General features: G+C 73.0%; 11 protein-coding genes. 2 read left to right on the top strand and 9 right to left on the bottom strand.

Features of this window, described 5'->3' with window-relative positions; all coding sequences use genetic code 11:
• Positions 1-41 precede the first annotated feature (41 nt).
• The gene (locus KBX37_RS11200) at positions 42-2,147 is read left to right on the top strand and encodes a glycogen debranching N-terminal domain-containing protein (RefSeq protein ID WP_210775831.1); all 2,106 of its coding nucleotides are present in this window, start codon (positions 42-44) and stop codon (positions 2,145-2,147) included.
• 54 nt (positions 2,148-2,201) lie between these two features.
• Here the strand turns inward: KBX37_RS11200 and KBX37_RS11205 are convergent, their stop codons facing one another.
• The 9 genes from KBX37_RS11205 to truB all read right to left on the bottom strand — a co-directional run bounded on the left by KBX37_RS11205 (position 2,202) and on the right by truB (position 12,293).
• Positions 2,202-2,672 (bottom strand): GNAT family N-acetyltransferase, encoded by a 471-nt coding sequence (locus KBX37_RS11205; RefSeq protein WP_154942768.1) that lies wholly within the window; start codon positions 2,670-2,672, stop codon positions 2,202-2,204.
• 206 nt (positions 2,673-2,878) lie between these two features.
• Positions 2,879-3,652: a 4-hydroxy-tetrahydrodipicolinate reductase gene (gene dapB, locus KBX37_RS11210; RefSeq protein ID WP_179803649.1), complete on the bottom strand. Its 774-nt coding sequence runs from the start codon at positions 3,650-3,652 to the stop codon at positions 2,879-2,881.
• Between the two features lie 121 nt (positions 3,653-3,773).
• Complete coding sequence (locus tag KBX37_RS11215) at positions 3,774-5,186, bottom strand: M16 family metallopeptidase (protein WP_374103724.1); 1,413 nt, start codon at positions 5,184-5,186, stop codon at positions 3,774-3,776.
• A gap of 51 nt (positions 5,187-5,237) precedes the next feature.
• Positions 5,238-7,634, bottom strand: a complete 2,397-nt coding sequence (locus KBX37_RS11220; protein ID WP_210775857.1) for a polyribonucleotide nucleotidyltransferase — start codon at positions 7,632-7,634, stop codon at positions 5,238-5,240.
• A gap of 221 nt (positions 7,635-7,855) precedes the next feature.
• A complete protein-coding gene (gene rpsO / locus KBX37_RS11225) occupies positions 7,856-8,125 on the bottom strand; it encodes a 30S ribosomal protein S15 (RefSeq protein WP_088963411.1) in 270 nt (89 codons plus the stop codon).
• Between the two features lie 193 nt (positions 8,126-8,318).
• A complete protein-coding gene (locus KBX37_RS11230) occupies positions 8,319-9,248 on the bottom strand; it encodes a bifunctional riboflavin kinase/FAD synthetase (RefSeq protein WP_210775832.1) in 930 nt (309 codons plus the stop codon).
• A gap of 18 nt (positions 9,249-9,266) precedes the next feature.
• Positions 9,267-10,688, bottom strand: coding sequence for an RNA-guided endonuclease TnpB family protein (locus tag KBX37_RS11235; protein ID WP_210775833.1), 1,422 nt, complete (start codon positions 10,686-10,688; stop codon positions 9,267-9,269).
• On the bottom strand, positions 10,685-11,296 hold the full coding sequence (locus KBX37_RS11240) for an IS607 family transposase (RefSeq protein ID WP_210775834.1): 612 nt from the start codon (positions 11,294-11,296) through the stop codon (positions 10,685-10,687). Before KBX37_RS11240 ends, KBX37_RS11235 begins: the two co-directional genes overlap by 4 nt.
• Positions 11,297-11,408: 112 nt before the next feature.
• Complete coding sequence (gene truB, locus KBX37_RS11245) at positions 11,409-12,293, bottom strand: tRNA pseudouridine(55) synthase TruB (protein ID WP_210775835.1); 885 nt, start codon at positions 12,291-12,293, stop codon at positions 11,409-11,411.
• A gap of 139 nt (positions 12,294-12,432) precedes the next feature.
• Between truB and KBX37_RS11250 the strand changes: the two genes are divergently transcribed.
• Positions 12,433-12,675 carry a hypothetical protein gene (locus KBX37_RS11250; RefSeq protein ID WP_210775836.1) on the top strand — a complete coding sequence of 81 codons (243 nt, stop codon included), beginning with the start codon at positions 12,433-12,435 and terminating at the stop codon, positions 12,673-12,675.
• Positions 12,676-12,701 lie beyond the last annotated feature (26 nt).

Below are 12,701 nucleotides of genomic sequence, written 5' to 3' on the forward strand. Positions count from 1 at the left end.
TCAAGAGTTCGTCCACCCCCTCAGGACCTGGAGCCGCAACCGTGACCGAACGCCAGCTGCAACCCCTGCTGCACGAGCTGGTCGGGGTGGTCCTCGCCCCGACCAGCGCGCTGGGCGACCGGGCCGGGCAGATCCGCCCGGCCGGCGTCCAGGGGGTCTTCCACGCCGACGCCCGGGTGCTGTCCCGGGCGGAGCTGCGGATCGACGACCAGGAACCGGAGGCGCTGGCCCACGGCCCCGACGGCCCGCACGGCGCGCGCTTCGTCGGCCTCGCCCGCTGGCTCGGCGACCCCGGCGCGGACCCCACCGTGCGGGTGGAACGGGCCCGCCGGGCCGGCCCGCACGGCGTCGACGAGGAGATCCACCTCGTCTCGACGGCCGCCGTGCCGGTGCGGGCCACGGTCAGCGTCGACCTCGGCTGCGACCTGGCCCCGATCGAGGTGGTCAAGTCCGGCGGCGCGGCCACGCCGATCGAGGCCCGGACCGGGCAGCCGGGTGGCGTGCGCTGGGCCGCCGACGGCATCACGGTGACCGTCACCGGCGAGGGCGCCCGGGTGGACACCGGCCGGGCCACCACGCCCCGGTTGTCCTGGCCGGTCGACCTCGGCCCCGGCGGGACCGCGACGCTGCGCTGGCGGCTGCGGGTCGCCGATCCCCGGGCCGTGGTGACCGCCCCGACCGGGGAGCCGAACTGGTCCCGGCCGGTGGTCCGGGCCGACGACCGGCGGCTGGTCCGCCTGCTCGACCGGTCCCTGGACGACCTGCGTGGGCTGCGCCTGGCCGAACCCGCCGCGCCCGCCGACGTCTTCCTCGGCGCCGGGGTGCCCTGGTTCCTCACCCTGTTCGGCCGGGACAGTCTCTGGGCGGCGCGGATGATGCTGCCGCTCGGCACCGAACTGGCCGCCGGGACGCTGCGGGTGCTCGCCCGCCGGCAGGGCGCCCGGCTCGACCCGGCCACCGGCGAGGCGCCCGGCAAGATCCTGCACGAGCTGCGCCGGCACGAGTTCGCCATGCTCGGCGAGGGGCTGCGGCTGCCGCCGGCCTACTACGGGACGGTCGACGCCACCATGCTCTGGGTGGCGCTGCTGCACGACGCCTGGCGCTGGGGACTGCCCGCCGACCAGATCGAGCCGCTGCTGCCGCACCTGGAGGCGGCGCTCGGCTGGCTCGACGGGCACGCCGACGCCGACGGCGACGGCCTGGTCGAGTACGTCGACACCACCGGGCACGGCCTGACCAACCAGGGTTGGAAGGACTCCGGGGACGCCGTCCGGTTCCGCGACGGCCGGCTCGCCACGCCGCCGATCGTGCTGGCCGAGGTGCAGGGGTACGCGTACCAGGCGGCCGTCGGCGGGGCGGACCTGCTCGACGCGTTCGGCCGCCCGGGCGCCGACCGCTGGCGCGGGTACGCCGACGCACTCGCCACCCGGTTCCGCGCCGCCTTCTGGGTGGACGGCCCGCACGGCCCGCACCCGGCGCTGGCGCTGGACCGGGACAAGCGCCCCGTCGACTCGCTGACCAGCAACATCGGCCACCTGCTCGGCACCGGCCTGCTCTCCGGCGAGGAGGAGGCGCAGGTCGCCCGCCTGCTCACCGGGGACGCGCTGGCCGGCGGGTTCGGGCTGCGCACCATGTCCACCGGCGACGCCGGGTTCAGCCCGCTGTCGTACCACTGCGGGTCGATCTGGGCGCACGACACAGCGATCGTGCTCGCCGGGCTGGCCCGGGCCGGTTTCCGGGAGGCCGCGCTGGGCCTGGCGGAAGGGCTGCTCGGTGCGGCGGAGGCGTTCGACCAAAGGCTGCCCGAGCTCTACGGCGGCGACGACCGTACGCTGCTCGGCCGGCCGGTCCCCTACCCGGCGGCCTGCCGCCCGCAGGCCTGGTCGGCGGCGGCCGCGGTGCTGCTGCTGCACGCCGCGACCGGGCTGCACCCGGACGTGCCGAACGGTCGGGTCGCCCTCCGCCCCCTGGCCGGCCCGGAGCTGGGCGCCGTCTCCGTCCAGGGCCTGCGCGTCGCCGGCGCCCGCGTCGACGTCCACGTCGACGCCACCGGCCAGGCCACCCTCGCCAACCTCCCGCCGACCCTCACCCTGACCCCCACCGTCCCGTCCCCCCGTCACGCGCCCGACTCCGCCGTCCAGGCGTGACCGGACCGGTCCTGAGGTCGGCGGCGCGCGCCGCCGACCTCGTGGCCGACGGGGTCAGGAGGTGAGCTCGGCGACCAGTTCGTCATCCTCCACCGCACCGGTCGGGGCGAAGCCGAGGGCGGTGTAGAGGCGGGCCGCCGGGGTGTTGTCGGGGTGGTACGAGAGGCGGACCACGCTGCCGCCGTCCTGCGCGGCGAGCCAGTCGGCCAGGGTGCGGACGGTGGCCCGCCCGACGCCCCGGTCCTGTTCGCCGGCGGCGATCACCATGCCGCCGATCCAGCGGGAGCCGTCGTCGTCGACACCCCACATGGCGTGTCCGACCACCGTCTCGTCGGCGTAGACGGCCAGCGAGGTCCACACGTCGGAGCGCATGGTCAGCACCAGGTAACGGGCGGCCAGGGCGGGTACCCAGGCGCGCTGGTCGTCGCGGGGCGCCACGTCGGCGACATCCCGCCAGTTGTGGTCGTCGACCGGCCGCAGCGTGATGTGACGTCCGGCCCGGTCGCGCAGCCCTGAATCGATCATGACGGTCAGCCTAGGTCCCGGCCGGACCCGGTGACGAGCCGTTTCGCCCCGTGCCGCACCAGCCGGTCGTGCTCACCCGGCCCGTCGCCCAGGCCACGGCCGGGCGAGCCTCGACCGGCATTCGAGGGTGGCCGGCGCGCTTGACCGCCGTTGCGCACCTGCCGGCGCGACGGCCGGCCCGCGGCGCGGGCCGGCCGGGAGGACGCTCAGTCGAGCAGCGAGTCCAGGCCGATGGTCAGGCCCGGGCGGGTACGCACCGCGCGGACGGCCAGCAGCACGCCGGGCATGAACGAGGCCCGGTCGTACGAGTCGTGCCGGATGGTCAGCGTCTCACCGGTGGTGCCGAAGAGCACCTCCTGGTGGGCGACCAGCCCGGTGGCCCGCACGGCGTGCACGCGTACCCCGTCGATGTCGGCGCCGCGCGCACCCGGCACCTCGTCGGAGGTGGCGTCCGGCGACGGGCCGAGGCCGGCGTCGGCGCGCGCCTGGGCGATCCGGCGGGCGGTGTGGGTGGCGGTGCCGCTGGGGGCGTCGAGCTTGCGCGGGTGGTGCTGCTCGATGATCTCGACGGACTCGAAGTGCCGGGCGGCCCGCGCGGCGAACTGCATCATCAGCACCGCGCCGATCCCGAAGTTCGGGGCGATCACCACGCCGACGCCCGGCTTGCGCTCCAGCCAACCGCGCACCCGCTCGATCCGCTGCTCGGTGAAGCCGGTGGTGCCGACCACCGCGCTGATGCCCTGGTCGATGCACCAGTGCAGGTTGTCCATGACGACGTCCGGCGTGGTGAAGTCGACGACCACCTCGGCGCCCGCGTCGGAGGCGTTGAACAGCCAGTCGCCCTGGTCGACCATCGCCACCAGGTCCATGTCGGAGGCCGCGTCGACCGCCTTGCACACCTCGACGCCCATCCGGCCCCGGGCACCCAGCACGCCGACCCGGATCGGCTCGTCCAGGCCCTTCTCCTGCTCGTCAGTCACGGGGCACAACCTATCCCAATCGGGACGCGGTCACCCGCCGGGACCACCCACGTCCCACGGGACGACGGTGACCCACGCGCGGCGGACCCGGCGCGCACGCCGGCACCGCCGGCCAGGCGGGTCAGGCGGAGAAGTCGTGCTCGCCGAACGGGCCGACCACAGCCAGGGACATCGGCCGGCTCAGCAGCTCGGCGGCGAGCGCGTTCACGTCCGCCAGGGTGACCGCGTCGACCCGGGTGAGCAGCTCGTCCACCGGCATCAGGTCGCCGTAGAGCAGCTCCCCCTTGGCCAGCCGGCTCATCCGCGAGCCGGTGTCCTCCAGGCCCAGCACGAACGATCCCTTGCTCATGCCCTTGCCCCGGGCCAGCTCGGCCTCGCTGATCCCCTCGGCGGCCACCCGGGCCAGCTCGGCGCGGGTCAGCGCCAGCACCTCGTCCACCTTGCCCGGCGCGCAGCCGGCGTAGACGGCGAAGAGGCCGCTGTCGGCGTACTGGCTGGCGTACGAGTAGACCGAGTAGGCCAGGCCACGCTGCTCGCGGATCTCCTGGAACAGCCGGCTGGACATGCCGCCGCCGAGGACGTTGTTGAGCACGCCGAGGGCGAAGCGCCGCTCGTCGAGGCGGTCGATGCCGGGGCAGCCGAGGATGACGTGCGCCTGCTCGGACTCCTTCGGCTCCACCAGGGTGGCGGCCGGCCTGGTGCGTACCGCCGGGGTGGCCGGCCGGTGCGGAGCCGGGGTCGCCGGGTCGGTGTCCAGCGGGGTGCCGCGCAGGGCCTGGCGGACCAGCTTGACCACGGTGGCGTGGTCCAGGTTGCCGGCGGCGGCGATGACGATCTGCGGCGCGGTGTACCGGCGCCGGTAGAAGCTGTGGATCTGCCGCCGGGTCATCGGGGTGACCGTCTCCTCGGTGCCGGAGATGAGCCGGCCCAGGGGGTGGTCGCCGTAGACGGCGCGGGCGAAGAGGTCGTGCACCTCGTCGCCGGGCTCGTCGTCGTGCATGGCGATCTCTTCGAGGATGACGCCGCGCTCGGTCTCCACGTCGGCCGCCTCGAGCACCGAGTCGGCCACCAGGTCGCACATGACGTCGATCGCCAGCGGCAGGTCCTCGTCCAGCACGCGGGCGTAGTAGCAGGTGTATTCCTTGGTGGTGAAGGCGTTGGTCTCGCCGCCCACCGCCTCGATCGCCGAGGAGATCTCCAGCGCGCCGCGCTTGTGGGTGCCCTTGAAGAGCAGGTGCTCCAGGAAGTGCGCCGCGCCGGCCTGCGGGCCGGTCTCGTCCCGCGAGCCGACCGCCACCCAGATGCCGAACGAGACGCTGCGCATCGCCGGGATCGCCTCGGTGAGCACACGCAACCCGCTGGGCAGCACGGTACGGCGTACCGTGCCGCCCAGCGGGTCGTCACTCAGCGTGCGGGTGACCGCCCGGCCCGACCCCGCGCGACCGGGTTGCGTCCCGGTGGCGTGCCGGACGGCTCCGGACTGCCCCACCCCCCGTCGAGCCGCAGGAAAAGACGAACGCTGGGCCCGACTCACGGAAACCTGCTCTCAGTTGACGAGGGGTGGGTGGTGCTGTGGCGCGGTGGGTCAGCTGTGCCGGGTCCGGCGACGCGGGCGCTCGCCGCCCTCGCCGCCCTCGCCACCCTCGCCGCCGCCCTGGGGCCGGTCGCCGCGCTCCGGGGCACGACCACCCCGGTCGCCACCCCGGTCGCCACGGTCGCGCGGGCCACGGTCACCGCCGCGGTCGCCGCCCCGGCCGGCCGGACGCTCGCCACCGGCGGCCTGGCCGGCGGCCGGCGCCTCGGCGCCCTCCGGGCGGACCTTGTCCAGGTAGATCTTGCCGCGGGCGTCGATGTCCGCGATCTCGACCTCGACCCTGTCGCCGACGTTGAGGAAGTCCTCGACCTTCTCGACCCGCTTGCCGTCGCCCACCTTGGAGATGTGCAGCAGGCCGTCGCGGCCCGGCAGCAGCGAGACGAACGCGCCGAACGCGGCCGTCTTGACCACCGTGCCGAGGAACCGCTCCCCCACCTTCGGCAGGGTCGGGTTGGCGATGCCGTTGATCCGGTCCACCGCGGCCTGGGCCGACGGGCCGTTGGTCGCGCCGACGTAGATCGTGCCGTCGTCCTCGATGGAGATCTCGGCGCCGGTCTCGTCCTGGATGGCGTTGATGGTCTGGCCCTTCGGGCCGATCACCATGCCGATCTTGTCGACCGGGATCTTGACCGTGGTGACCCGCGGCGCGTAGTCCGACATCTCGGCCGGAGCCTCGATCGCCGCCTGCATGACGTCGAGGATCGTCTGTCGGGCCTCGTGCGCCTGCTGGAGCGCGGCGGCCAGCACGTCCGACGGGATGCCGTCGAGCTTGGTGTCGAGCTGCAGCGCGGTGACGAAGTCCCGGGTGCCGGCGACCTTGAAGTCCATGTCACCGAACGCGTCCTCGGCGCCGAGGATGTCGGTCAGCGTCACGTACTGGGTCTTGCCCTCGACCTCGTCGGAGATGAGGCCCATGGCGATGCCGGCGACCGGCGCCTTCAGCGGCACACCGGCCGACAGCAGGCCCAGCGTCGAGGCGCAGACCGAACCCATCGAGGTGGAGCCGTTGGAGCCGAGCGCCTCGGAGACCTGCCGGATGGCGTACGGGAACTCCTCGCGCGCCGGCAGCACCGGGATCAGCGCCCGCTCGGCGAGCGCGCCGTGGCCGATCTCGCGCCGCTTCGGCGAACCGACCCGGCCGGTCTCACCGGTCGAGTACGGCGGGAAGTTGTAGTTGTGCATGTAGCGCTTGGACTTCTCCGGGGAGAGGGTGTCCAGCGACTGCTCCATGCGCAGCATGTTCAGCGTGGTGACGCCCAGGATCTGGGTCTCGCCCCGCTCGAACAGCGCCGAGCCGTGCACCCGGGGCAGCACGCCGACCTCGGCGGTCAGCGGGCGGATGTCGCGCGGGCCGCGGCCGTCGATGCGGATCTGCTCGCGCAGCACCCGGTTGCGGACCTCGGACTTGGTCAGCGACCGGAAGGCGGCGCTGAGCTCCTTCTCCCGGCCCTCGAAGCGACCGCCGAGCTCCTCGGCGACCCGGGCCTTGACCCGGTCCAGGGCCTCCTCACGGGCGGCCTTGCCGGCGATGGTGAGCGCCTCCGCCACGTCGGCGCGGGCCACCTCGGCCACCGCCGCGTACACGTCGTCCTGGTAGTCCAGGAAGACCGGGAACTCGGCGACCGGCTTGGCGGCCACCTCGGCCAGCTCGCTCTGCGCCCGGCACAGCTCGCGGATGGCCGGCTTGGCGGCCTCCAGGCCGCTGGCCACGACCTCCTCGGTCGGGGCCGGGGCACCGCCGGCGACCAGCGCCACGGTGTGCTCGGTGGCCTCGGCCTCGACCATCATGATCGCGACGTCGCCGTCGGGCAGCGCGCGGCCGGCCACCACCATGTCGAAGGTGGCCCGGGCCAGCTCGTCGATGGTCGGGAAGGCGACCCACTGGCCGTCGACGTGCGCCATCCGGGTGGCCCCGATCGGGCCGGAGAACGGCAGGCCGGAGAGCTTGGTCGACATCGAGGCGGCGTTGATCGCCACGACGTCGTACGGGTGCTGCGGGTCGAGCGCGAGGACGGTCTCGACGACCTGGACCTCGTTGCGCAGGCCCTTGACGAACGACGGGCGCAGCGGCCGGTCGATCAGCCGGCAGGTGAGGATCGCGTCCTCGCTGGGGCGTCCCTCGCGACGGAAGAACGAGCCGGGGATCCGGCCCGCGGCGTACATCCGCTCTTCGACGTCGACGGTCAGCGGGAAGAAGTCGAACTGCTCCTTCGGCTGCTTGCCGGCCGTGGTGGCGGAGAGGACCACGGTCTCGCCCAGCTGGGCGACGACCGAACCGGCGGCCTGACGGGCCAGCCGGCCGGTGGAGAAGGTGATCTCACGGGTGCCGAAGGACCCGTTGTCGATCACAGCGGTACGGGATTCGGTGCCGAGGTTGGTCTCGGTCATGGTGCTGTCGTGCTCCTTCGCGTCGGGGGCCCACGACACGGGAGCTGCTCAGACGGCCGGTCTTCGATCGAAGCGCCCGGGTGACCGGCGTGATGCCGGGATGCCCGGAGGCCACTACCGGAGACCGGTACGCTGACCGGCTCCCTCTCGGGTGGTCGCGCGGCCCTGTTCTTCAGTGGTACCGGAACGGGGGAGCGGCCTCAGGCCACTCCCCCGTCACGTCACCGGCGCAGACCGAGTCGCTCGATGAGCGACCGGTAGCGGTTGATGTCCTTCTTCTGGACGTAGTTGAGCAGCCGACGGCGCCGGCCGACCAGCAGCAGCAGCCCGCGGCGGCTGTGGTGGTCGTGCTTGTGCACCTTCAGGTGCTCGGTCAGCTCGGCGATCCGCTTGGTGAGGACCGCGACCTGCACCTCCGGCGAACCGGTGTCGCCCTCGGCGGTCGCGTACTCCGCACGGATCGTGGCCTTGGCTTCCTGGTCGAGCGCCATGTTCTCCCTGTTTCGGTGGGTTGATCACTGGTGTCCGTCGAACCGGTCAGGAGACCGGAACGGACCGGTACCTCGCACCCGCGGCGTCGTGCAGGCACGCGAGGCCCCACGTCGGTCAGCCGACGTCCCCGCCAGACTACCAGTCCGGCCCGGTCCCATCCGGTCAAGGTCGGCAAAGCCGCCCGCGGCGCGCTCAGCCGATCGCCCGGCGGGTCCGCTCGACGTCCTCGGCGATCTGCGCCACGAGGGGCTCGATGCCGTCGTACCGGCGCTGCTCCCGCAGGTGCGCGACGAAGTCCAGGGCCAGCCGCTCGCCGTACAGGTCGCCGGAGAAGTCCAGCGCGTACGCCTCCACCCGCCGCTCCCGGCCGGAGAAGGTCGGGTTGGTGCCGATCGACACCGCCGCCGCCAGGGGCTCCCGCTGTCCCCGACGCACCAGCCGGGCGGCGTACACCCCGTCGGCGGGGACCGCCGCGTACCGGTGGCGGAGCAGGTTGGCGGTGGGGTAACCCAGCTCACGTCCGCGCTGGTCGCCCCGGACCACCACCCCCTCCAGCCGGTGCGGGCGGCCCAGCGCGGCGGCCGCGGCGGCCACGTCGCCCGCGTCGACGCAGGAGCGGATGTACGTCGAGGAGAAGACGGTGCCCGCCTCGGCCACCAGCGGCGCGCCCTCCACCCCGAAGCCGAAGGTGCGGCCGAGCCGGGTCAGCAGCGCCACGTCGCCGGCCGCCCGGTGCCCGAACCGGAAGTTGTCCCCCACCACCACCAGCGCGGCGTGCAGGTGCTCGACCAGGACGTCGTGCACGAACGCCTCCGCCGGCAGCCGGGAGAACTCCGGGGTGAACGGCACCACGCAGAGCACGTCGACGCCGAGGGCCTCGATCAGTTCCGCCTTGCGGGCGGGCTCGGTGAGCACGGCGGGGTGCGAGCCCGGGCGGACCACCTCCGCCGGGTGCGGGTCGAAGGTGACCACCACCGACTTCAGGCCCAGCTCCCGGGCCCGGGCAACGGCGTGTCCGATGGTCGCCTGGTGCCCCTTGTGCACGCCGTCGAAGACGCCGATGGTGACGACCGAACGCCCCCAGCCACCGGGCGCCGCGTCGTACCCCCGCCACCGCTGCATGCCATTCCTGCTTCCTTTTCATAGCTCACCCGTGTGCAGGGGTGAGTGTGGTCGGATGGTTCGCTCTCCGCCGTTGACAGCCCGGCTGGAGTCCTGGATCGGCAGTCTGATCCGGTGGCGATCGGTCCGCGCCTGCAAGATCTCCTTCACCCGTTTGTGGGTGGTGTGGAGGGTGATGTCGGGGTCACCGTGTCTGCGCAGGACGTTGATCGCGGCGGCATGGTCCGCCTGCCACACGACCCCGCACCGGGTGCAGTGAAGCCGATCCCCGTCACGGCGGCCGAGGCCACCGCACCGGGGACAGGCTTGTGACGTGTAGGCGGCATTGACCAGCACGAGCGCAGAACCTCTGCGCTCCGACACGTTCTGCAGCGCCTCGGCGGTGACACCTTTCGTCCACGCGGCGAGGCGCCGGTTCATGTTCTTACCGAGCTTCCTGCGCCCGGCGAAGGTTGTGGTGAGATCTTCAGCCACGACGGCCTTGGCCTTGTCAAGCACGGCGTGGACGGCGGTGAAGATCTCCGTCCGGATCTGGGCACGGTGCCGGGCGGCCTGCCGGTCCCGCTTGCGGTTGCCGAGGTTGTTCGCCTTGATCCGGGCGGCTTTGGCGTGGTCGGCGCGTAGGGCGGCGTTGTTCGCGATCGAGCGAAGTTTCGCTCGACGCCGGTTGCGCTCCTTCAGTCGGTCCGACTCGGCGGTCAGGAACGCGCCGAGGTTGCTGCCGTGGCGGTCGCCGTCGGAATCGGTCAGCGCTTCGGTGTAGCCCTTGTCGACACCGATCTCCCGGTCACCGCACGGCCGCTGCGACGACGGCAGGTCCGCGGCGTCGACCTGGTAGTGGGCCTCGACCCGGCCGCCACGCAGGATCAGCCGCAGCGTTCCCGACGGGGCGATGGTCGTGGACAGCGGCACCATGATCGGCTTACGCGGTTCAAGGCCGGGGACGGCAAGCCACACCTTCCTACCGTCGACAAAGGTATGGGTACGGACTTTGTCGGCGCGGACGATGATCTGATCACGGGTGTGGTTCTTGCCCCGCCGCCAGTGCCTGCGCATCAGTCGGGACAGGTAGGGGTCCTCGGCCCACCGGTCGGCCTTCAACAGGCTGAACAACCGCTTCCGGTCGACCGGATCGGCAGTGCGTCGGGCGACCGCACGACGGACCTGGACCTTCGCGGCCTCCCGGTTCGCGGCGATGTCGGCCATCGCATCGCGGAGGGTTTCCTTCCACGCGTTCGCCGGCACCCCGAACCGCCGTGCGTCACCGTCGGCCAGCCACTGATCGCGGACCTGCCGGTCCCGCAGCCCCGCCCCGGCGACGGAGCCGAACCGCTGCCACACCTCGGACCTGACCCGACCAAGACGCCGCGCCTGCTCCAACAGAGCGACATACTTGCCCGGATTGAGGCGAGCCGAGTACGCGATCCGGGTAACCTTCACCGGCCACCGCCCGACAACTCGTCCCTGAGGGTCTTCTCGTAGCGGCGCAGGCCGTCAACGCGGCACGAGAACGTGCGCACAATCGCCAGTAGATCCTCAACAAGCTCCTGCCGCGGCGACAGCGACTCCTGGTTCGCCACGACGATCTCGCAGCCGTTGCGGTTCGCGACATGCTCCAGGAAGTCGAACCCGAACCTGGCCAGCCGGTCCCAGTGCGCCACCACGATCGTGCCGATTTCACCGCGGTCCACCGCGTCCATCAGCGCGACGAGCTTCTCGCGACGCAGGTTCATGCCGCCGCCGATCTCCGACACCCACTCATCCACCGCCAATCCACGGGCAAGGCAGAACTGCTCCATGGCCGCGACCTGCGAAGCGAGGTCGTTCTTCTGACCCGGTGACGACACCCGGCAATAGACGACGATCCGCCGGGCATGTTCAACAACGCCAGGTCGCAGGACCTTCCGAACGTCGCAGTCGTCGAAGTACCGCTGCCCAGACGGGCTGCGCTTGGCCACCAGGCGCCCCTCGGACTCCCAGCGGCGGACAGTGCTGACGGACCGCCCGATACGCTCCGCGAACTCACCAATCCGATACAGCCTGCCCATATCAGCTAGCTATACACAACTCTAGACAGGAAGTCACGCACTAGTCGGCCCCTCCCCTGCATTCCCGCCGCTCTGCCCGACCACCGCCGGCCGGCGGACCCACGCCCCGCCGTCAGGCCGGGGCGAGCACGATCTCCGCGCGGGCCCGGCCGTCCCGCTCGCTGACGATAGCGATCAGGCCGCCGTCGGGACCGAAGACCGCGTACGGCCCGACGATGCCGGCCGCGTCGAGCGGCCCGCCGTGGGAGAGCACCTTCGCCTCGTCGGCGCTGGCCTCCCGACGCGGGAAGAACCGGTCGGCGGCCGCGTCGAGCGGCAGGTTGACCACCTCGGGCGCGCGCTGCTCCAACTCTTCGAGGGTGGCGGCCTCGGTCAGGCGGAAGCCGCCCACCGCGGTACGCCGCAGCGCGGTGAGGTGCCCACCCACCCGGAGCGCCAGGCCCGCGTCCCGCGCGATGGCCCGGATGTACGTCCCGGACGAGCAGGTCACGTCGATGTCCACGTCCAGCACGTCGGGGGCGTCCCGGCGGACGGCCAGCACGTCGAGGCGGGAGATGGTGACCCGCCGGGCGGGCAGCTCGACGCTCTCGCCCTCGCGGACCCGCTTGTAGGCGCGCTGGCCGTTGACCTTGATGGCGCTGACCGCGCTGGGCACCTGGTCGACCTCGCCGGCGAGCGCGGCGAACGCCGCCCGGACCGCCTCGTCGGTGAGCTGGCCGGCCGGGGTGGTGGCGATCACGTCACCCTCGGCGTCGTCGGTGACGGTGGCCTGCCCGAGCCGCACCGTGGCGGTGTAGCTCTTGCCGGCGCCGATCACGTACGTCAGCAGCCGGGTCGCCCGGCCCACCCCGATCACCAGCACGCCGGTGGCCATCGGGTCGAGCGTGCCGCCGTGCCCCACCCGCCGGGTCCGCGCCAGCCGGCGGATCCGCGCCACCACGTCGTGCGACGTCATGCCGCCCGGCTTGTCCACCACGATCAGCCCGTCACCGCTCACGACCGCCAAGCCTGCCAGACGGGGTCACCGGCGCCGTCACCGCACGGCACAATGCCCCTCGCATCCCTACCGTCTCCGGAGTCCCGATAGCAACCCGCCCTCCCACGAGCACCGCGCCCGGGTCGACCTGCCGGAGTGGATGCGCAACCCCGAGCCGCCCCGCCGCACCCCGGGCCGGCTGCTCTCCGAGCTGGTCGACCGGACGCCGGTGCTGCGCGAGCTGCGGCGCGCGGTGTGGCGGTGGCGGGAGCACACCCGGTTCAGCGAGCGGCACCCGGTGCTCTCGGCGGTCGTGTCGTTCGTGTTCGTCGCGGCCGTCGCCACGGTGCTCGTCGCGGGCGCCGCCTACCTGTTCGGCAGGATGCGCGAGGGCATCCTCTGAGCCGACCTCGTCCGCCCCGCGGGTCG

This window comes from Micromonospora sp. U56 (assembly GCF_018070095.1).
Taxonomy (GTDB): Bacteria; Actinomycetota; Actinomycetes; order Mycobacteriales; family Micromonosporaceae; genus Micromonospora; species Micromonospora purpureochromogenes.